Source organism: Streptomyces sp. NPDC088354, from assembly GCF_044753585.1.
Taxonomy (GTDB): Bacteria; Actinomycetota; Actinomycetes; order Streptomycetales; family Streptomycetaceae; genus Actinacidiphila.
Window position 1 is genome coordinate 1 of the sequence record NZ_JBIVNJ010000026.1, and the last position, 19,975, is coordinate 19,975.

At 70.9% G+C, this 19,975-nt stretch carries 20 protein-coding genes and 2 pseudogenes; 11 read left to right on the forward strand and 11 right to left on the reverse strand.

Going from position 1 to position 19,975, the window contains the following annotated elements:
* Positions 1-245: 245 nt before the first annotated feature.
* Positions 246-428, reverse strand: a complete 183-nt coding sequence (locus ACIP98_RS29270) for a hypothetical protein (RefSeq protein ID WP_401978816.1) — start codon at positions 426-428, stop codon at positions 246-248.
* Between the two features lie 524 nt (positions 429-952).
* Positions 953-1,684, reverse strand: a complete 732-nt coding sequence (locus tag ACIP98_RS29275) for an alpha/beta fold hydrolase (protein WP_401978818.1) — start codon at positions 1,682-1,684, stop codon at positions 953-955.
* A gap of 160 nt (positions 1,685-1,844) precedes the next feature.
* Here ACIP98_RS29275 and ACIP98_RS29280 point away from each other — a divergent pair, with 160 nt between their 5' ends.
* Positions 1,845-2,240 (forward strand): winged helix-turn-helix transcriptional regulator, encoded by a 396-nt coding sequence (locus tag ACIP98_RS29280; protein ID WP_401978819.1) that lies wholly within the window; start codon positions 1,845-1,847, stop codon positions 2,238-2,240.
* 118 nt (positions 2,241-2,358) lie between these two features.
* On the opposite strand, the gene ACIP98_RS29285 is transcribed toward ACIP98_RS29280, so the two are convergent.
* The gene (locus ACIP98_RS29285) at positions 2,359-3,000 is read right to left on the reverse strand and encodes a TetR/AcrR family transcriptional regulator (protein ID WP_401978821.1); all 642 of its coding nucleotides are present in this window, start codon (positions 2,998-3,000) and stop codon (positions 2,359-2,361) included.
* Positions 3,001-3,162: 162 nt separating this feature from the next.
* On the opposite strand from ACIP98_RS29285, the gene ACIP98_RS29290 reads away from it, so the two are divergent.
* A complete protein-coding gene (locus tag ACIP98_RS29290; RefSeq protein WP_401978822.1) occupies positions 3,163-4,125 on the forward strand; it encodes a zinc-dependent alcohol dehydrogenase family protein in 963 nt (320 codons plus the stop codon).
* A 157-nt stretch (positions 4,126-4,282) separates the two neighbouring features.
* Here ACIP98_RS29290 and ACIP98_RS29295 read toward each other — a convergent pair whose 3' ends face one another.
* On the reverse strand, positions 4,283-4,843 hold the full coding sequence (locus tag ACIP98_RS29295) for a helix-turn-helix domain-containing protein (RefSeq protein WP_319660946.1): 561 nt from the start codon (positions 4,841-4,843) through the stop codon (positions 4,283-4,285).
* Positions 4,844-4,942: 99 nt separating this feature from the next.
* Between ACIP98_RS29295 and ACIP98_RS29300 the strand changes: the two genes are divergently transcribed.
* Positions 4,943-5,851, forward strand: a complete 909-nt coding sequence (locus ACIP98_RS29300) for an NmrA/HSCARG family protein (protein ID WP_319660945.1) — start codon at positions 4,943-4,945, stop codon at positions 5,849-5,851.
* A 683-nt stretch (positions 5,852-6,534) separates the two neighbouring features.
* On the opposite strand, the gene tatA is transcribed toward ACIP98_RS29300, so the two are convergent.
* A complete protein-coding gene (gene tatA, locus ACIP98_RS29305; protein WP_401978908.1) occupies positions 6,535-6,759 on the reverse strand; it encodes a Sec-independent protein translocase subunit TatA in 225 nt (74 codons plus the stop codon).
* Between the two features lie 106 nt (positions 6,760-6,865).
* Between tatA and ACIP98_RS29310 the strand changes: the two are divergent.
* Positions 6,866-7,074 (forward strand): annotated as a pseudogene (locus ACIP98_RS29310) (hypothetical protein); the annotation flags it as partial.
* A 194-nt stretch (positions 7,075-7,268) separates the two neighbouring features.
* On the opposite strand, the gene ACIP98_RS29315 reads toward ACIP98_RS29310, so the two are convergent.
* Positions 7,269-7,928: a response regulator gene (locus ACIP98_RS29315; protein WP_401978823.1), complete on the reverse strand. Its 660-nt coding sequence runs from the start codon at positions 7,926-7,928 to the stop codon at positions 7,269-7,271.
* A gap of 2 nt (positions 7,929-7,930) precedes the next feature.
* Positions 7,931-8,885: pseudogene (locus ACIP98_RS29320) on the reverse strand (sensor histidine kinase).
* 272 nt (positions 8,886-9,157) lie between these two features.
* On the opposite strand from ACIP98_RS29320, the gene ACIP98_RS29325 reads away from it, so the two are divergent.
* Complete coding sequence (locus ACIP98_RS29325; protein WP_401978825.1) at positions 9,158-9,442, forward strand: DUF3040 domain-containing protein; 285 nt, start codon at positions 9,158-9,160, stop codon at positions 9,440-9,442.
* A gap of 156 nt (positions 9,443-9,598) precedes the next feature.
* On the opposite strand, the gene ACIP98_RS29330 is transcribed toward ACIP98_RS29325, so the two are convergent.
* Entirely contained in the window at positions 9,599-10,207 is a 609-nt protein-coding gene (locus ACIP98_RS29330; RefSeq protein ID WP_401978827.1) for a DUF308 domain-containing protein, read from the reverse strand.
* Between the two features lie 209 nt (positions 10,208-10,416).
* Here ACIP98_RS29330 and ACIP98_RS29335 point away from each other — a divergent pair, with 209 nt between their 5' ends.
* Together ACIP98_RS29335 and ACIP98_RS29340 are read left to right on the forward strand one after the other, a co-directional pair.
* Positions 10,417-11,601 (forward strand): sensor histidine kinase, encoded by a 1,185-nt coding sequence (locus ACIP98_RS29335; protein WP_401978828.1) that lies wholly within the window; start codon positions 10,417-10,419, stop codon positions 11,599-11,601.
* Entirely contained in the window at positions 11,598-12,257 is a 660-nt protein-coding gene (locus ACIP98_RS29340; protein WP_319660939.1) for a response regulator transcription factor, read from the forward strand. Before ACIP98_RS29335 ends, ACIP98_RS29340 begins: the two co-directional genes overlap by 4 nt.
* Before the next feature lie 266 nt (positions 12,258-12,523).
* Here ACIP98_RS29340 and ACIP98_RS29345 read toward each other — a convergent pair whose 3' ends face one another.
* Both ACIP98_RS29345 and ACIP98_RS29350 read right to left on the reverse strand, forming a co-directional pair.
* Positions 12,524-14,023: an MFS transporter gene (locus ACIP98_RS29345; protein WP_401978830.1), complete on the reverse strand. Its 1,500-nt coding sequence runs from the start codon at positions 14,021-14,023 to the stop codon at positions 12,524-12,526.
* Positions 14,024-14,187: 164 nt separating this feature from the next.
* Positions 14,188-14,700: a hemerythrin domain-containing protein gene (locus ACIP98_RS29350; protein WP_319660937.1), complete on the reverse strand. Its 513-nt coding sequence runs from the start codon at positions 14,698-14,700 to the stop codon at positions 14,188-14,190.
* A gap of 179 nt (positions 14,701-14,879) precedes the next feature.
* Here ACIP98_RS29350 and ACIP98_RS29355 point away from each other — a divergent pair, with 179 nt between their 5' ends.
* Positions 14,880-15,350 carry a MarR family winged helix-turn-helix transcriptional regulator gene (locus ACIP98_RS29355; protein WP_319660936.1) on the forward strand — a complete coding sequence of 157 codons (471 nt, stop codon included), beginning with the start codon at positions 14,880-14,882 and terminating at the stop codon, positions 15,348-15,350.
* Between the two features lie 544 nt (positions 15,351-15,894).
* On the opposite strand, the gene ACIP98_RS29360 is transcribed toward ACIP98_RS29355, so the two are convergent.
* Entirely contained in the window at positions 15,895-16,476 is a 582-nt protein-coding gene (locus ACIP98_RS29360; protein WP_401978832.1) for a TetR/AcrR family transcriptional regulator, read from the reverse strand.
* Positions 16,477-16,667: 191 nt separating this feature from the next.
* On the opposite strand from ACIP98_RS29360, the gene ACIP98_RS29365 reads away from it, so the two are divergent.
* The 3 genes from ACIP98_RS29365 to ACIP98_RS29375 all read left to right on the forward strand — a co-directional run bounded on the left by ACIP98_RS29365 (position 16,668) and on the right by ACIP98_RS29375 (position 19,507).
* Positions 16,668-17,282, forward strand: coding sequence for a nuclear transport factor 2 family protein (locus ACIP98_RS29365; RefSeq protein ID WP_401978833.1), 615 nt, complete (start codon positions 16,668-16,670; stop codon positions 17,280-17,282).
* Positions 17,283-17,361: 79 nt separating this feature from the next.
* Entirely contained in the window at positions 17,362-18,465 is a 1,104-nt protein-coding gene (locus tag ACIP98_RS29370; RefSeq protein WP_319660933.1) for a Gfo/Idh/MocA family oxidoreductase, read from the forward strand.
* A gap of 97 nt (positions 18,466-18,562) precedes the next feature.
* Positions 18,563-19,507, forward strand: coding sequence for an NADP-dependent oxidoreductase (locus ACIP98_RS29375; protein ID WP_401978834.1), 945 nt, complete (start codon positions 18,563-18,565; stop codon positions 19,505-19,507).
* Positions 19,508-19,975: the final 468 nt, after the last annotated feature.

Below are 19,975 nucleotides of genomic sequence, written 5' to 3' on the forward strand. Positions count from 1 at the left end.
CCACCTCGGTCACCGTCTACCTGCACGGCTGGTACGCGCAGCCCGCCTACCTGGCCGACGACGTGAGCCTGCTGGGGGCACCCGGTTCGGGCACGGCCCCCCCCCCCCCCCCCCCCCCCCCCCCCCCCCCCCCCCCCCCCCCCCCCCGCCCGCGGCCCCCCCCCCCCCCCCGCGGGGCCCCCCCCCCCCCGCCCCCCGTCCCGGTGGGTCGTCGCCCTTCGTTTGCTGCGCTGCAGTCGGCTACCTCACAGGGTGCAGCCGGGTCCGGTGAGGGGACGGGGACAGAGGTTGAGGCCGGGGCCGCCGTTGCTGGTGTTGGTGCCGGGGCCTCCGTCCAGGACGTCGAATCCGTCGCCGCCGAAGAGGGCGTCGTTGCCGTTGCCGCCGAGTCCGAGGACCACGTCGTCACCGGGAGTGCCGATGAGCACGGTGGCGCGGTCGTTTCCGGTGATGGTCGCGGTGGGGTTGCCGGTGCCGCCGGTCGTCCGCAGGGGGAGAGCAGGGGGTGTTCTGGGTGGCGTCGGGCAGCGGGCCGGTCGTGGTGAAGGTCAGGTCCGGGAGCTGGTGACTGATCGTCACTTGGCCGTCCACGTCGGAAGTGCCCACGGGCGAGGAGCTGAACGGGGTGCCGGCGCCGGTCGGGGAGGCAGAGCTGCTTCCGCCGCCGCCACCGCCCTGCCCCTCCGGTGTGCACGTGATCCGGCGCCGCACGAGAGCACGTCCGTTGGAGCGGTTCAACTGGTGGTGACTGGGCGGGATCGGCCCCGACGGCGCGGGGAGGGGTGCGGTTCGACCGGGAGTGCTGTCGCGCCGTCACGTGTGAATCCCGGCCCGCAGATGAAAACAACGATCCACGGCTGTCGCCGCTTTCGGTGTGTGTCCCGCTCGTCCCGCGCAAGATGTCGTCAGCGACCCCTTACTCGGGCTCGCGGGGGCCATCACGGTCCGGGTGCTACCAAAGGGCGCATTCAAGCAGCAGTTCGCTCAGGGCCGCGGGCATGGTGATCATGCAGTCGTGTCCCGTCGGCAGTTCCCGTATTCGCGCCGGGGAGCCGTTGGGCTGCGTCGCGGGGACGGGCCGCCGCACGATGCCCTCCGGTTCCGCGCCGACGCAGTGGATGTGCGTGCGCGGAACCGAGTCCGCGGCGGGGTTGTCGAGCCGGACCGGTTGCTGCAGGCAGCGCACCGGCTGGTCGGAGAGCGTCGCACGCAGCCAGGCGACGTCCGCCGGGTCGGTGACCCCGAACAGACCGAGAGGCGCAGGCATCTCGGGCAACGGCGGGATGCGCCAGCCGGTGTCGGACCGGGCGGCCAGATCGATCAGGTTCTGGGTCATGGGCTGCACGTCGACGGCGTTCTCGCCGTGTTCCGGGACCATGGCGTCCAGGTACACCAGGTGGGCGATCCGTTCCGGGACCTCGTTGGCCACGGACGAGACGACCAGCCCCGCGTAGCTGTGGCCCACGAGCACCACCTCGGTCAGCTCCTCCTCGTGGATGAGCTTCAGGATGTCCTCGACGTGCGTGTCGAGACCGACATCGGGCGCGAGCAGGTGTGCCTTGTCGCCGTAGCCGGTCAGCGAGGGCGCGAACACCCGGTGTCCGGCGGACTCCAGGAGCGGGGCCACCCGCTCCCAGCACCGGCCGCTGTGCCAGGCACCGTGAACCAGCAGAAAAGTTGACATGGAGGGGGACGTTCTTCCTCTTCGGGGGGTGGAGAGCGCGGGAACATCACGGTTCCTGTCCGTGCCTCGGTACTCTTCAGGAACCGGCATCATCGTGCTGCACCTGCCGCGCCCCGATCAATACGGCACATTGAGGTGCCCCGGTTCTGTGGAGGTAACCATGAGCGGCCCAGCAGGCGGCGAGTCGCAGCCGGCACGGCCGGCGGACCCGTGCCAGGCGCGTGAAGTGCTCGGCATCGTCGGCGACAAGTGGTCGCTGCTGATCGTGCGCAACCTCAGCCAGGGGCCGCGCCGTTTCACCGAACTCAAGCGGGCCGTCGACGGGATCAGTCAGCGCATGCTCACCGTCACTCTGCGCGGCCTGGAACGCGACGGGATCCTCACCCGGACCGTCCGCAACGTCATGCCGCCGCACGTCAGTTACGAACTCACTCCGATGGGCAGGACCCTGCGCGAAGCCACCGCACCCCTGCTGGAGTGGAGCATCACGCACCTGACGCACATCGATGCCGCCCGCGCCGTGTACGACGCCCGCCACGACACCCCGTCCACCTGACCCGCGCTCGGGCTGCACTCACCGGCCGGCAGGTACGGCGCACTGGGCACGGCCGGCCCTTGGGATCCCGAGGTCGGCGAGGAGCCGGCCGGCGCGGAGGCACCGGGGGTTGCCGGGTTCACGTCGTGCTGGGTGAGTGCGCGTGCCGCAGACGTGGTGCCGGCGGCAGGGCGTGGGCGCTCCCGTCCTCGGGGGCGCGGAACGCCTCGATCACGTAGGCGGCGAAGCGGCGGGAGGCGATGAGCCGGGCCGGAAGGGGCGCGTGCTGGAGGCCCCGGTGGGCAGTCAGCATGAGGATCAGGTCGTCGACGACGAAGCCGGCGCGGAGCCGGCCGGTCTCATGGGCACGGCGGGCCAGTTCGGCGACCGCGCGCACGGTTCGCTCGCGGTCGGCGGTGAAGTCCATGGTCTCGGGGAAGGCCGTCATGAAGGCGTCGGCGAATCCGCGGCTGTGTGCGTGGAGTTCGCAGATCCGCTGGATCATGCTCTGGAATCCGTGCCACGCGTCCGCGTCCGTGAGCGCGTCGCGGACGGCGGCGTGACAGGCTCGGCGCTGCTCGGTGAAGGTCTGCGCGATCAGTGCCTGCTTGGTCGGGAAGTGCCGGTACAGCGTGGCGGGGGCGAGGCCCGCGTGCCGGGCGATGTCGCGCATGGGTGCGCTCAGGCCCTCCTCGCCGAAGACCGCGCGGGCGGCGTCCAGGATGCGGGACCGGTTGTCGCGGGCGTCGGAGCGCACGGTCTGAGGCACATGGCTGGTCATCGTCTCTCACTTCGGCCAGGCGGACGGGGGCGTCCGTTACGTTCCGATGGCGGTGTCGCCGCCCCGGCCCGGCAATCCGGCGGTGGCCCCGGCGGCGGGACCGCTTCGATACCCACGGTCGCAGCAGTCATGTGCGTCCGTCCACCGACCCGAGGAGCAGAGATGAAAGCCGTCGTCATCAGGACGTTCGGAAACCCTGATGGCCTGGAGGTCATCGACATGCCCGTACCGGTTCCTGCTCCGGGGCAGGTGCGGATCGCCACCGAGGCGATCGGAGTGGGCGGCGTGGACGCGGTGATCCGCCGGGGAACGCTCGCCGCCCACGGCTTCCGGGCGGGCCATCTCCTCGGCAGCGAGGTCGCGGGAGGCGTCACCGCGGTGGGAGAGGGCGTGGACGCGTCGTGGATCGGGCGGCGAGTATGGGCGTTCACCGGCCTGTCCGGTGGGTACGCCGAGCAAGCGGTCGCCTCGGTCGATGATGTGCTGCCGCTGCCCCAAGGCCTGACCGGCGCCGATGCGGTCGCTCTCGGCGGCTCCGGCGTGGTCGCCCACTTCGCCCTGGAGCGGGCCCGGTTCGCGCCCGGGGAGGCGGTGCTCGTGCGCGGTGCGGCGGGCAGCATCGGGATCACGGCGGTCCAGCTCGCAGCCAGGGACGGCGCCGGCTCGGTGGCGGTCACCACCTCATCGGCCGAGCGCGGTGCCCGACTGAGGGAACTGGGCGCCACGCACGTCCTGAACCGCTCCGGCGAGGGCGGCCAGGACACGCCGGCGGGCTTCGACGTGGTGATCGATGTCGTGGGCGGTCCCCAGCTTCCCCTCTTCCTGGACAGGTTGAACGCCAACGGACGGTACGTGGCCGTCGGTGTGGTCGGTGGGCAGCCGCCCGCGGACTTCGGCATGCGGCTGATGGATGCCTTCCGCAGATCACTGTCGTTCGCGACCTTCAGCTCCGACACCGTGCCCGGCGCCGACCGGCAGGCCGTACGGGCGTCCCAGTTCGCCGATGCCGCGCTCGGGGACCTGCGCACGTTCGTGCACGAGGTGCTGCCGCTCGACCAGGCGGCGCTGGCCCACCGCACGATGGACGCTGGAGAGGTGTTCGGGAGGATCGTGCTGGTGCCCTGATCGCTTACAGGTGCCTGGCAACGGAACAGGGGAACTCGGGCGTGAAGGGGGTGTTCCGCCGCGTCGTCCGGAGCCGCCCCGCGAGTCTCCGGAGACCGTCCGACGGAGCTGCGGCTCTGCGCCGGGGAATGCCGCCACCGCGGGTTCGCCGGCCTTCTCACCCCTGCGGGCTGATCCCCCGTACCGTCAGGGCGAGCAGCCGGTTCGCCTCGGTGGCGGGGTCCGGATGATGCTCCGTGGCGAGTGCGAGGCCCGTGACCAGTGAGACCAGGTCGGCGGTGGTCACCTCCGGTGCCACCGCTCCGGCCCGTGCGGCACGGCGCAGCAGTGGATCGACCGCGCTGCCCAGGCGTACCGCGCAGGTATTGACGTGGTCCGCGTCGTCCGTCCCGTCCTGGACCAGCGCATCGGCCATGCCGCGCGCGGTGGTTGCGTACGTGGTGAGCGCGCCCAGCCAGTCCAGCAGCGCGGCGCGTGGGTCGTCCGCGTCGGCGAGATCGACGGCACGGGCGCAGAGGGCGTCGATCCGGTGGCTGAACACGGCATCCAGCAGGGCCCGGCGGCTGGGGAAGTGGCGGCGCACGGTGGCCGATCCGACTCCGGCCGTGCGGGCGATCTGCTCCAGGGAGGCGTCGGCGCCGTGCGCCGCGACCTCCTCCTCCGCCACGGCGAGGATCCGTGCGTAATTGCGCCTGGCGTCAGCGCGCTGGACCGTCATGGCGTCTCCGTGCTTGCTAAGTGGCGGGGTCCTCCGTATCGTACGCGAAATAAATGGCGGGCCCCGCCGTTTATTTCGGGACGCGATCCGAGGAGCAGCATGACCACCCACTCCGCCCCTGTTCTGGTCGTCGGTGCCACCGGTCGGCAAGGTGGTGCCACCACCCGGGCCCTGCGCAGGGCGGGGATCCCCGTTCGGGCGCTGGTCCGCGACCCCTCGACCGCCCGGGCCAAGGCCGTCGAGGCGCTCGGCGTCGAACTGGTCACCGGCGACCTCGACGACCGCGGCTCCGTGAGCCGGGCCGCCGCGGGAGCGCGCGCCGTCTTCTCCGTTCAGATGCCCGACATGGACGGCCGCGGTTTCGAAGGCGAGGTCGCGCAGGCCGGCAACCTGATCGACGGCGCGCGGGCAGCCGGGGTCCCGCAGTTCGTGCACACCTCCGTCTCCGGTGCGGGGCAGCACGTCAGCTGGGTCAAGGGTCGTTGGGCCTGGATGGAGCCGTACTACACCGCCAAGGCCGGGATCCAGGACCGGGTCCGCGAGGCCGGCTTCGCACACTGGACGCTCATCAAGCCGGGCTTCTTCATGGAGAACTTCCTCCCCAGCGCGCAGATCATGTTCCCCCGCGGCGTCGACGGCGGCCTGGTGAGCCTGCTGAAGCCCGCGACCCGGCTGTCCCTGATCGCAGTCGACGACATCGGCACGGCAGCCGCCGCGGCCATCGCCGCGCCGGAGCGATTCGACAGGGTGGAGCTCGAACTGGCCGGCGACTTCCTGACCATGACGGACATCGCCGGGATCCTCTCCCGGACGCTGGGCACCGAGCTGACCGCACCCGACATGACGGCAGACGAGGCGACCGCCGCCGGGATGCCCGGGATGGGCTTCGCACAGGCCCACATCAACGAGGAATCCCAGCCCGCCCGGCCCGAGTTCGCGCAGGACCTGGGTCTGCCCCTCACCACCTTCGAGACCTGGGCACGAGACCACCTCGGGGACACCGGGTGACGCCGATCCGCGCTGCGAGCCTGCCGGGTCAGGCCGAGGGCGTCGGCTCCCTGTTGCCAGGCCGACCCGAAGCGCCGATCCTGGCCCGCCGCCGTATGGGCGGCATCCCCGGCGACCCGCTCCCGTACCGTGCAGGCGTTCGACAGCACCGGGCGACCTGGATCGGCGGCCGCACCGTCCGGCCCCCGTCCTGACTTCCGCGGTCCAGCGCCGCGTGACCCGCGCCCGCCGTCTACCGCCCCGTCATCGACCGCCGTCATGCGCGGGGATGCGCAGCACCGACACTGAGGACCTCCGTGCCGAACGCGCCCGCCGTGTTGTCCTGCCCCGATGCCCGCCCCGCCCGGCTGATACCCGTGTTCGGGTTCGGCGTGATCCGGTGGCGCACCGCTCAGCCGCGGTTACCGTGCGTCAGGGACGGCCGCGAGGGACAAGGCGCTTCGCCGAAGGCTGTGGGTGGCAGTGCCAGATGTGCGTGAAGTACGGGCTGCCGTACGGCCGACGGTTGGGCTGGACTCCGTCGCGTGTCGCGCCTCTGTGCCCGACGGGCGAGGTGAAAGCGCCAGGGTGTGTGCGTGCCTTGGACGCCCCGCTCGGGACCCTGTCAGCAACGCGAGGTGCCGGGCGTCGCCGCTTCCGCGGTGAACGCCGGCCTCACGGACACGTCCGGCGCAGGGGCCAGTTCAGCTTTGGGCAGTGCGGCCCGCAGTCGCGGACGGCGTCGCGGGGTTTGTCGTCCGGGCCCCGACCGTCTCGTCGTCCTTCATCGCCCGGGCCTCGCTCTTGAGGATGCGCATCGACTTGCCCAGGGCACGAGCCGTGTCCGGAAGCTTCTTCGAGCCGAACACCAGGATCGCGACCACCACGACCAGCAAAAGGTGCCAGGGCTCCAGTCCGTTCCTCAACATCGCTGCCACCGCTCTCACGCTCGAGAGGCGGTCCGCCGCCTCGTACAGGATTGCTCGCTTGCGCAAGTATGCGACCAGCATTGCCCGCGGACAACGGCGGCCCGCCGTCCAGGCGGCCTGCGCGGCCCATGCCTTCCGCCTGGACCGCGCATCCCCGCGCTGCCTGCTCTGGCTGCCGCCCAGCAGATCCCCTACCGGCAGCCGATGTACCTCGTGCTGCGGCAGTCCTGGATCACCGCACTCAGCGGCGGCCTCCTGCGCCGCCAGCAACTGCGCCGCACCGGCGCCGTGGAATCGCCCCTGGTCACCGTCTGAGCAGGCACCGCACCCGTCCAGCGTGCGGCCGGGGCAGGTGCCCGGCACCGGTCGGTGTTCGTCGATCGGAGACTGCCCGCCACGTGGATTCACCTGCGGCACGGTCCGCCGCACTCGGTGCCGGGGCCGCTGTTCGATGTCGAGGGCTCCACCGTCCCTGGGCGATGGGGGAGTTCCGCGCCCTTTCACGCGGCCTACGGCTGGATGAGTCCGGCACGGATGGCGTAGCGGGTGAGTTCGAGGCGGTCCTTCAGGCCGAGTTCCTGCAGCAGGTTGTAACGGTGGCGTTCGACGGTCTTGACGCTGATGACGAGCAGGTCGGCGATCTGCTGGGAGGTGTGGCCTTCGGCGATGAGTTTGAGGATTTCCTCCTCGCGGTCGGTGATGGCCCGCTCGGGCGGGGGTTCACCGTGCCGGGCTCGTTCGAGGTGGTTGCGGATGAGGGCGTTGACGGCGCCCGGGTAGAGGAAGGGTTCGCCGCGCATGGTGGCCCGGCAGGCTTCGATGAGGTCGCGGTCGGCGACGGATTTCAGGACGTAGCCGGAGGCGCCGGCCGCAAGGGCTTCGAAGAAGTACTGCTCGTTGTCGTACATCGTCAGCATCAGGAGGCGGATGTCGGGCCGGGTGCGGGAGATTTCGCGGGCGGCCTGGAGGCCCGTCATACGGGGCATCGCGATGTCGAGGATGGCAAGGTCGGGGTCGTGGGCGCGGACGGCTTCGAGGGCTTCGGCGCCGTTGCCGGCTTCGGCGACGACCGTCAGGTCGGGCTCGGCGTCGAGGATGAGGCGTACCCCGCGGCGGACCGGTCGGTGGTCGTCGGCGAGGAGGATGCGGGTCTCGGTGGCCTCGGGCATGGTCAGCTTCCTCCGTGTCGGAGGGGAACGACCAGACGCACCTCGGTGCCCCCGTCGGGACCGGTGCCCAGGGTGAGGTCGCCGCCCACGAGGAGGGCGCGTTCCCGCATGCCGCTGATGCCGGCTCCTTCGGGCTCACCACGGATGCCGTGACCGTTGTCGCGGACACTCAGCTCCGTACCGGCGGGGGTGTGCTTGAGGGTGAGGTCGACGCGGCACGCGCCTGAGTGGCGTGCGGCGTTGGTCAGGCTTTGCTGGGCGACGCGGTAGAGGACGAGTTCGGTGTCCCTGTTCAGGGTCGGCAGGTTGGTGTCGATGTCGTGGCGCACGGCCTGGGCGGGGCCGGTGAACTCGCCGGTGAGGGCCTTGAGCGCGCTGGCCAGTCCGAGTTCCTCGAGGACGCCGGGACGCAGCCGGCGGGCGATGCGGCGGATTTCGTCGAGACCGGCGCGGGTGGTGTCCTGGACCTGGCGGAGTTCGTCGCGCAGGGCCGGTGGTGCCTGGTCGGCGACGCGTTTGAGTTCGAGCAGGACGGCAGTGAGGGTCTGGCCCACCTCGTCGTGGAGTTCCTGGGCGCTCCGCCCGCGTTCGGCCTCCTGAGCGGACAGGGCGCGAGCGGCGCTGGTGGCGCGCTCTGCCTCCAGCCGGTCGAGCATGGCGTTGAAGGCCGTGATCAGCTCGGCCACCTCGCCCTGACCGCCGACCGCCGACCGCCGGGCGTACGCCCGGCCGCAGCAGATCGGTGGTGGTCATGGCCCGCGTGACGCGTTGCAGCGGGGCGAGTCCGACGCGCAGCAGCATGCCATTGGCGATCAGCATCGCGGCCAGTCCGGCGGTGAGGACGGCGGCCTCGGTGAGCAGGACGGGCGTGGAGACGGTCACCGGTCCCAGCAGCAAGGCGGTCGCCGCGGTCAGCACGACGGCGTTGAGCAGGAAGATCCGCCAGAACAGGGGCATGACACCGCCTCTTCTCCCGTCACCGCGCCGGCGGCCGTGTCCGGCCGGGGTTCCCCGGTGGGGGGCGGCTGCCGACGAGGGGGTATTCGGGCTCTCAAGGTCAGCCTGCCGGGTCGGGCGTGGGGATGTCCATCGGTGCCGGCACCCACCCGCCGACCGGATGTGGGTGTCGGGCACCCGCACACATGGGTGTCGGACCCGATGGTGACGTCGCACGGCTGTGTGTGACGGTGGCATGGACCCCCGAGGTGCTGCCCCCGGAAGGAGTGGTCATGACACAGCCCGAGACCGACCCGCTGCACGCCCTCGATGCGCAGACACGGCGAAGCGACCCTCAGTTCGCCCGGGGCCTGCGAACGGGGCGCCCGCGCCGGCCGCGCGAGTACCGGTGCCGCCGCGGCCCCGCCTGGACGCTGTTCGCGCTCTCCGTGGCCATGCTGATCGTCGGCATGACCCTTCCCCAGGGGCTGCTTCTCGCGTCGGGCCTGGTCGGCGCCGGCTTAGCGACGTATCTGGTCACCTCGCCACACGACCCGGACCGCCCCGACCTCCCGTGACACGCCCCAGGGCGCCCCCTCCCGGCAACGATCACGGGTGGTACCGCTGCTGCGGCCACCAGGAGCCCGCCGCCCCGGCGCGGGCGAAGCGGTTGCCGGCGCCGGTCCGACACCTCGATACGCCTCTGGGAGAGGTGGTGGCCGCTTCGGCGGTGGTCAGCGCTTCCCGCGTCGGCTGCGGATGCCGAGGGCGATGACGGAGACAAGGAACCAGAAGGCACCGAAGGCCGAGTATCCGGCGACGGTGGACAGGCTGCTCGTCGCCGAGGCGGACGTGGCAGCGATGGTGGCGCCGGCGAGTACGGACTGTCCACCGCTGATCACCATGGGCCACTGGGCGCCGACGGTGCGCCGGCGGCGGATCGCCACGACGAGCTGGATGGCTCCGGAAAGGAGGGCCCAGACGCCGAACACGAGAAGGGCCGCGCCGATGGTGGAGAACACGGCGATGATCATTACGGCGGTGGTGGCCAGGCCGAGACCCAGGTTGACGGTACTGACGCGGTTCGCGGAGCCGGTGCCGGCCAGACGACGTTCGAGGAGTGTGGCGGCGGCGTCCCACAGGGGATAGACGACGAGCAGCGCGGCCGCGATCCCTGTGGGGCTGTCCGCCGACACGAGCGAGCCGGAGGTCGTGAGGACGAGTACCACCCAGATCAGGGAGAAGACGACCCGGATCAGGTGGAGCGATCGGAGCCCGGAAGGCGTCGTCGCGCCCGTGGCCGAAGTGGTGGAAGCGGTGGAAGTTGCGGTGGTCTGAGTCATCGGGTGTCCCGGGGTGATCGCGACGGTGTGAGGCGGTCGCCTCGATGACGAGTCTCAGCGGCCTCGGCTGGCGCCGCGTACTTCGAACGAAGTAGTTCTGCCGTCCGCTTCGACGGCCTGTGCTCCGCCGTCCCGATCGACCGGAGCAGCCGCGCGGTCTACTTCGTTCGAAGTACACGACCGCCGCACACGTGAACGAGAATCGGCTCATGGGCAAGGCGCAGAACACTCAGGACGGGCTCGCGGCACCGCTGTGGGTCCGCCGCCCCGAGGTGCTGCACCGAGTCGCCTACGCGCTGGCGGCTCTGGTGTTCACCGGTCAGATCGTGGCGGTGATCCTGCGAGGTTCGGACTGGCCGACGGCCCTGTCCGTGCTCCTCGCCGGCATCGGCGTCGCCCTCTCGTGGTGGCGGCCGTGGGCGGGACTGGTCGTGACGAGCGCGGCGTCCTTCGCCGTCACAGCGGTGGGCGACGACCCCCTGTCGGTGTGGATGATGGCAGTGCTCGTGCTGTTCTCGGTCACCCTCAGGGGAAAGCAGCCGCTGGCCGGAACCGCCATCGTGGCGGCGTTCTTCCTCGGGGCGTTCATGACGCTCGGAGGATTCCGCGGCGGCGCGGTCGTGGGAGCCGCCGCCGTCTTCTCGGCTGTGGCAGGAGGTGCGACGGGGGCCGCGCTCCGCATCCATCGCGACCACTGGTGGACCCTGGCGGAACGGGCCGAAAGCGCCATCGCCACCCGCGAGATCGAGGCCACCCGACGCGTGACCGAGGAACGGCTCCGCATCGCCCGGGACCTCCACGACGTCATCGGCCACCAGGTCGCGATGCTGAGCCTGCACCTCGGTGCGGCGGAAATCGGACTGCCCGAAGACGCCGAGTCCTCCCGGCAGGCCCTCGTCTCGGCGAGGTCCAGCGCCCGCACCGTCGTCGTCGAAACGCAGCGCATCCTCGCGCTCCTCCGGCTCGGGGACGACGTCTCCGACGACGAGGCACTCCGGCCGACCCCGGCGCTCAGCGGCCTGGAAGGACTCATCGCCTCTTTCGAGAGCATCGGCCTCGACATCCGGCCCTCCATCGACATCCCCGCCGGCTTCGTGGAGCCCAGCGTCGGCGTGACCGTCTACCGGGTCGTTCAGGAAGCGCTCACGAACGCCTACCGGCACGGAGAGGGGACGGCGTCGGTGGATGTGCGCGAGCACGAGGGCAGGATCTGCGTCACCGTGGAGAACCGCGTCGGTTCCTCACCCCGCGGCTCCGACTCGGGCAGTGGGCTCGGACTCGTGGGGATGCGCGAACGCGTCGAGTCCTCCAGCGGGCGGCTGACGATCGACAGCCACGACGGGCGATTCCGGGTCCACGCGGAGTTCAGCCCCCTGGGAGCCGTCGTCCGATGACGCGGATTCTGATCGTCGACGACCAGGACGACATCAGGGCCGGGATCCGGGCGATGCTCCGGCTCGACCCGGGTCTCGTCGTCGTGGGTGATCTCTCCGACGGGCTCCAGGCCGTCCCCTTCCTCCGGGAGCACCCCGTCGACCTGGTCCTGATGGACATCCGGATGCCCGGCATCGACGGTGTCGAAGCCACCCGCCGGATCCGCGCGGAGCATCCACCCGAAAAGACGCGGGTGATCGTGCTGACCACCTTCGACCAGGACGACATCGTTCTCGCCGCCCTGCGCGCGGGCGCCAACGGATTCCTGAGCAAGACCGTGAGCCCCGCTGAACTCGTCGCCGGAATCACCGAGGTCGTGGGCGGCGGCGGTGCGCTGTCGGCCGCCGCGACGGCCGCGCTCATCGGTCACATGACCGACAGGCCGCCCCCGGTCATCGACCAGGAGCTGCTGCGACGCTTCGGCGCTCTGACACCCAGGGAGCGGGACGTGGTCGTTCTCGTCGCGAGCGGTCTCGGCAACGACGAGATCGCGGCCCAGATGTCCGTGTCGCCGTTCACCGTGAAGACGCACGCGGTGCGGGCCATGACGAAGGTCGGCGCACGTGATCGGGCGCAGCTCGTCTCGTTCGCCTTCCGGGCCGGCCTCTACCCCTGAGCCGGGCGGGTCATCAGCCGGCCGGCCGACGTCCCCGACCGGCGGCCAGCGACGCGGCCGCTCCGTGGGACCAGGTCCGACGGATGAGGGCGGGGACGACGCGGCACGCCCCTGCGGTCCGGGGGCGTGCCTTTGCGGTTCTGCGGTCGCCACTGATGTCCTTCACGTCGATCCGGGGGTCCAGAACTTCTGCTGCTGGGGGCAGGAGTACCAGTCGCCCCGGCGTGATGGCGTGTCCGGTACTGGGACCACGGACGGTGAGGTGGTCAGCCGGCGGCAGACGGGACCCTCTCCCGCGCTACTTCGGCACCGTCTGTGTTTCCGGCTCCGGGCTCCTGGCCGAAGTCGCGCTTGCGCAGGCCGAATGCGGCGATGAGGACGCTGACGGCGAGAATGGCGGCCGCCACGGTGAATCCGCGCTGGAATCCTTCGACCAGGGCGGACGACCGCTCGGCAGCAGTGGGCCGGTCGCCGGCGCCGGAGAGCAGGTGGGTGGTGTGGCTGGTGGCCAGGGTGCTGATGACCGCAAGACCCAGGGCCGCTCCGAGCTGCTGCGAGGTGTTGATGACTCCGGAGGCCAGGCCGCTTTCCTCGGCGGCGACGCCGGTGGTGGCGACAATGAAGACCGGGGTGAACACCAGCCCCGCGCCGATGGCGGTGAGGAGGAGGCCGGGCAGGACGTCGGTGGCGTAGGCGCCGTGGACCGGGAGCCGGAGGTAGGTCAGCAGTCCGGCGGCGACGAACAGGAGGCCGGTCACGAGCAGCAGTCGCGGTCCCGTTCTGCCGATCAGCTTCTGTCCGAGGGTGCCGGCGGCCGCCATGGCGACGGGCCAGGGCAGGAAGGCCAGGCCGATCTTGATGGGGCTGTAGCCGAGGTTCGCGGCGAGGTAGAGCGTCGGGAAGAACATCATCACGAAGAGGCCGCCGGAGAAGGTGAGCATGGTGGCGTTGCCGACGGAGATCGTGCGCTTGGTGAAGATGCCGAGGCGGATCAGCGGGTGGCTGGTGCGCAGCTCGATCACGACGAAGGCGGTGAGCAGTGCGACGGCGACCGCGACCAGCCATATGAATCGGGCCGATCCCCATCCCCAGCTCTGGGCGTTGACGATCGCGTAGACAAGGACGGTCAGGCCGCCGGTCACACTGACGGCACCCGGCAGGTCCATGTGGCGCAGACTTCCCTGTGCGGCCCGTGTGTTGGGGATGGTGCGCAGTGCTCCGACGATGCCGACGAGGCCGATCGGGATGTTGACCAGGAAGATCCACCGCCAGGACGCGTAGTCGGTGAGCACACCGCCGAAGAGCATGCCGGCGGCGGAGCCGCCGGCGGTCACGGCGGTGAAGAGGCCGAGCGCCTTGACTCGTTCTGCGGTGTTCGGGAACGTCACGATGATGATCGACAGGACCGCCGGGGAGACCAGGGCGGCGCCGAATCCCTGGACTCCGCGGCCGGCGACCAGCATGGAGGTGTCGTTGGCGAGGCCGTTGACCAGTGAGGCCCCAGTGAACAGAGCCAGTCCGGACAGGAAGAGGCGCTGTCGTCCGAAGAGGTCTCCGGCGCGGCCGCCAAGGAGCAGGAAGCCGCCAAAGAACAGCACGTATGCGTTGATGACCCATTGCAGGTCGAGTTGGGTCGCGAAGCCCAGGTCCGTCTGGATCGAGGGCAGAGCCACGGTCACGATCGTCGCGTCGAGGGTCACCATGAACTGGGCGATCAAGGTGAGCGCCAGGATGATCCAGCGTTTGCTGTCGTTCGGCCGGGTCACGGCGGGAGCGTCTGCGGTGTGCGCAGTCACGTCATTTCTCCATTGTTGAGGGAACGCGTGCCGAGGGTTCCGGTACGCGAGGACGCCGGGACGGCGTCGACGGCTGGGCGGGCCCGGCTGCCTACGGTGACGAAGCGGTCGCGGTGGGCGCAGGCCGGCTGCCGTCAGGGGTAAGGAATTCCCTGCCACTGGCTCAGCAGCGGGGCGAGCGAGGTCTCCTCGTAGGCGAGGTGCGCCAGCAGGAATTCCGAGAGCCTGTCGAGGGCATCGGCGAGACGGGTGCGTTCCTCGGCCGTCTCGCCTCCGTGCGTCAGCGCGTGGGCGGCCGCCTCCACGGCGTCGGCCAGGCCGGAGACGCTTCGGTGGTCGGCCTCCAGCTTGTCGACGACCGGGTTCATGCCCGGCGCCCGGCTGCGAACCGCCGGGAACAGGCTCGCGCTCTCCAGGGCGTGGTGGCGGTGGACGAAGGTGCAGGCCTGCAGGCAGTTCACCTTCAGCTGGAACAGCGGCCCCCGCGTCCGCAGGTCGTGCACGCGTGCCTGCACCTCCGCGGCCGGGGCGCCCGCGGACACGTCCGCGGCCAGTTCCCTGCACGCGCGCAGGTCACGACGGAGATGCTCGTGGACCCACTTCAGCTCGGAGAGCACGGTGTGCTCGGGGTCTGCGATCCGGGGCATGGACCTCCACCTTTCACCGTCCTGAGAGCACTGCGCTCGACAAAAGATCCCGAGGAGATCTTATGTAAGACAGATCGTCTGTCAAGCAGAAGATATGTCTTGCCGAGGTGAACTACAGTGGTCCCGTGATTTCACTGGGCAGCGGCGGTGCAACGGGGCCGGGAGCCGAGGCTCCCCGCTTGGAGGAGGACTTCGGACTGGCCGTCGGCGTGGTGTTCCGCGCCTACGCGAAGGCGGTCGAGGCCGCCGCGGCCGAAGTCCCCGGGGGCTCGCGCGGGTATCTGGTGCTCATGGCCGCCGTGCGGGGCGAGGCCAACGGCCAGCGGCTGCTGGCCGAACGTCTCGGCGTCGATCGGACCGTCATGACCTATCTCCTGGACGACATGGAACGGGCCGACCTGGTCGAGCGCAGGCCGGACCCCGCCGACCGTAGGAGTCGGCGCATTGTCGCCACCGAGCACGGTGCCCGGCGATGGGAGGAGCTGCGCGGTCGGGTTCGCGGGGTCGAGGATCAGCTTCTCGGCGTCTTGCCGGAGGGGGTGCGCGACCAGTTCCGCGCGATGCTGTGCGCGGTCGCGAGTCATGTGAACGCGGAGGATCCGGTCGCCCACGCCTGCCAGGTGGCCGCGGAGCTCAACATCTCCCAGTAGCCGGTCACCTCGTCGCGACGCGGTCGCCGGCGTGCCACAGCCTGGGTAGGCGGTGACGCCTGCTGTCCGCCACGGCTGCTTGGCCGGCACCTGCAGGATGTCTGGGGCCGGTGAGGCGGCTCCGGACGGCACGCCAAGCGGTCATCAGGACTCCCGACCGGCGGATCCACCTCACGACCGCGCCGAGGGCGGGGTGGGACGCGTCCCGCTGTCATCTCCCACTGTCGTGTGACTGCGTGTCTTGTGAGCGACTCGCCGGGAGACGCGGGACTATGACCGTGGACTTCGGCAGCGCAGTGCGTCGTTGATGCGGCACGGTACCTCCGGAGACGGCCGGGCTGCCTGAAGGAGGGCACCGGCGTACCGCGGGGCTGCGCCGCCATGGCCTGGCACAACTGGCGGGGATTTTCGTGGACTACGGGACCCGGCTGGATGTTCCGTCCGGGAAGGTCGTGGTCGTTGACGCGCGTTCGGTGGGCACCTCGGTGGAGTCCTGCCCGTCGACGGGGTGCAGGACGCGGCGGACGCCGCGTCGGTCACCGTTTCAGTCGAGTGCGGCGAGGGCGGCCTCCGCGGCCGCCATCAGCGAGGCCCGGTCCGGATTGACGGCGCCCATCACCTTCAATCCCTGCATCGTCACCATGAGGAACCTGGCCAGGTCGCGGGGGTCGCGGGCGCTGGGCAGTTGACTGCTTTCCTGTGCCTCCGCGATGACGTCGCGGAGGGCGTCCTCGATGGAGGACGTCGTTGCGCGCACGTGTGCGGCCACCCTGGCGTCGTGGGCGACCCGCTCGGTGGTGGCGCCGACGATCAGACAGGACTGCCGGCTGCCGTCGCGCACGACCCCGTCCACGGTCGCCACCAAGACCTCGCGCAGGAGTTCACGGGCGGGCGCGCCGCCGCGCAACAGGTCGACCAGGGGTACGGCGTAGCACTCGCGGTACCGGTCCATGGCCGCGAGGTAGAGGCCCTCCTTGCTGCCGAAGGCGGCATAGAGCGAGCCCCGGCCCACGCCGGTGGCGTCCACCAGGTCCTGCACCGATGTGCCCTCGTAGCCCTTCCGGCGGAAAGCCCTCATCGCCGCGTCCACGGCCGTCTCGGTGTCGAACTCCCTCACGCGTGCCATGGTCGCGATCATACACCCGACGGGAACGAGCGGTACAGATTTCTTCGCGGGCGCCCCGGGGTGCCGGGAAGAATATTTTGACCTTTCGTTCCACATAGAGTTCACTGCCCTCAGGCGGCACATCGCCTTGCGCCTCACGGCGCACCCCGTCGCGGTCCCCCGTGGGCCGCGGAACCCGCAAGGAGCAGACCATGACCGCACAGACACCGCCCACCCGATCCCCGTGGCGCTCCCGCGTCGCCGGCGCGGCAGCAGTGGCCGCACTGCTGGCAGGCGGCGGCGCGGGAGCCGCGGCCTGGGCCTCCCAGCCCGCGGCCGCGCAGCATCACCCGGCGCCGGGCCCCTCCGCTTCGAACGCGGCCACCGTGCAGCGACTGGCCGACATCGAGGACATCCGCCAGCTGAAGGCGCGCTATTTCCGCTCCATCGACAGCAAGCAGTGGCCGCAGCTGGCCGCGCTCTTCACCCCCCACCCGACAATCGACGTCAGTGTGAAGTACCACAGTGGCAAGGAGCTCGCCGAGAAGACGGCGGCACTGCTCGGGGACGCTCCCACAGCCCATCAGGGCTTTCTGCCGGAGATCACCGTGAACGGCGACCGCGCCACGGGGATCTGGGCGATGGAGGACTACGTGAGCTTCCCGGCCGGCTCGAGCTACAAGAACGGCTTCCACGGTTACGGCGAGTACCACGACACCTACCAGCGGATCCATGGCCACTGGTACATCTCCAGCACTGTGCTGTCCCGCTTCCGGGTGGACACCGTCCCCAACTGGACCCCGGCACCCGAGGCACCGAAGAAGTAGGTGCCCAGGTGCCCGACACCCCACCCGGCGACCCCCGTCGGACCACTCTTCCATCGGCGCGTCCCACAGGAGTGACAACATGAACCACCCCATTGGCGTCGGCATCATCGGCGGCAGTCAGGGAGGCTGGGCCTCCATCAGCCACGTACCCGCCCTCGCGGCACATCCGGACTTCGAACTGCGTGCCGTCAGCACCTCCCGCCGCGCGTCAGCGGAGGCCGCCGCCGAGGAGTTCGGGGTCGAGGCCGCCTTCGACCACCACACGGACCTCCTCGCCCATCCCGGCGTGGACGTCGTCGTGGTCGCCGTGAAGGTCCCGCACCACCGGGAGTTGATCTCGGCGGCCATCGACGCCGGCAAGACCGTCTACGCCGAGTGGCCCCTCGCCATGGATCTGGCCGAGGCCACCGAACTGACCCGGCGTGCCGCGGCCGCGGGCGTGCGCACCGCTATTGGCCTCCAGGGGCGCTACCACCCCGAACTCCGCTACGTCCGCAAGCTGATCGCGGACGGTCGGATCGGCCGGGTCATGGGCACCACTCTTGTCGCCTCCGGCATGGTCTGGGGGCCGGAGACCACCACGGCACGCGCGTACTGGTACGACCGGACGCAGGGCGCCACCCCGCTGACCGGCGCGGCCCTGCACGCCGTGGACGCGCTCAACGTCACGCTCGGCGAGTTCGACCACGTGTCGGCCAACCTCGTCCTGGGCCGGACGTCGGTCACGGTGACCGACGACGACAACAAGGTCGTACCCGTGACGGCCGCGGACCAGATCTCGCTGGTCGGCACGCTCGAAGGCGGAGCCGCGGCCTCGGTCTTCTACCGCGGCGGAACCTCCCGCGGCGACAACTTCCGCTGGGAGATCAACGGCACCGACGGGGACATCGTCCTGACCGCTCCCTGGGGCAACATCCAGGTCGCCGAGCTGGCGCTCCAGGCCGGTTTCGGGACGGACACGACCGTTGCCCCGGTCGAGGTGCCCGCCGAGTACGCCGCCGACATCCCCGCAGGCCTCACCGGCCCGGCACGGAACGTCGCCGCCCTGTACACCAACCTGGCCAGGGACCTGCGTGACGGTACGCACACCGTGCCGGACTTCACTCACGCCCATGCACGTCACCGGCTCCTGCGGGCCATAGAGAGCGCCTCCGCCGAACGGACGGCTCAGACTCTCGGCTGACCGGCGCACGTCCGGACCAGCGCGTCTGACGGGCATCACCCTGCCCAAAATATGTAACGATCGGTCAAAAATGGGAGTGAACATGAAGGTGGTAGGGGTGTCCCGGTTCGGGGGGCCGGAGGCTCTGCGGGTCTTCGACGTGCCCGCACCGCATGCCGGACCTGGTCAGGTGCGCATCCGGGTGCGCGCCGCGTCGGTGAACCCGGGCGACCGGTATCTGCGCAACGGCGCCCTCGGCCCGACATCCCCGGCACCCCCCTACGTGCCGGGCATGGAGGCAGCCGGGGTGATCGACGAAATCGGCCCCGGCACGGTCACCGATCTGCGCGTCGGGGACCGGGTCATGGCGGCGTCGAACCCGACGCTGCCCGGCGGCGGTGCCTACGCGCAGTACCTGGCCCTGCCCGTGCATGCGGTCGCACCCGCTCCCGCCGGGACGACCCACGCCGAAGCGGCGACCCTGCCGATGAACGGCCTGACCGCGCAACTCGCACTCGACCTCGCCGGACTGTCCGCAGGACAGACGCTCGCGGTCACCGGCGCGGCGGGCGTGGTCGGCGGGTTCGTCACCCAGATGGCCCGGGCCGCCGGCTGGGTTGTGGTCGCCGTCGCTGCGCCGGCCGACGAGCAACTGGTGCGTTCACTGGGAGCAGACACCGTGGTGCCCCGGGGAGCCGGCGCCGCCCAGCGGATCCTCAGCACCGTGCCGGGTGGAGTGGATGGAGTGGTGGACGCCGCTGCCATCGGATCCGCGGCAATGGCCCCGGCGGTCCGCGACGGCGGCGTCATCGTCACGCTGCTCGGTGAAGGTTCCCAAGCGATCGGCCCTGATGAGCTGCGCCGCCGTTCCTTGCGGAAGCTTCCGGCCTACGTCCCGGAATACATGGGCGACCGAAGCCGGCTGGACGCTCTGCGCTCCCAGGTCGAGGCGGGCGGTCTCATCCTGCGCGTCGCCGCCGCATTCCCCGCCGATCGTGCTGCTGAAGCACACCGCCTGATGGAGGCGGGCGGCGTCCGGGGCCGGATCGTACTGGAGTTCTGAACCGCCCTGCGCGCAGTGGGCGCGCTGTTGTCCATCTCCGTCGCCCGGCTGATGGTGTTCCTCGACAGCGTGATCACGACACTGCGCCGGCCTGCCTTGCGGCGGTCTGCTCACCTTCGGAAATCGCCTGGGCGAACCTACTGGGCCGCCGCAAACGGGCCTTCACCATCGACCCCGTCGCCTGCGCCCTGTGCTGGGCACTCGGTGGAGCCGCCACATGCGCCGGGGTTCTCGTGACCGCACGCCCCGGGCAGGGCGTTCTCGAAGCGGCACGGCCGCGGCACCGGCACCGGCACCGGCACCGGCACGGCGCCACGTCCGCCCCCCGAGTGCGAGTCCTGGGTCAGTGCTGCGACACGGCCCCCGAACCGCCGACCGCCGACCCCCTCCAGGCTGAGGCGGGCCTCGGTACGACGGACACCCATCGAGTCCGTCCCGAGTGGCCGGGGGAGGGGCGGGAGGCACCCA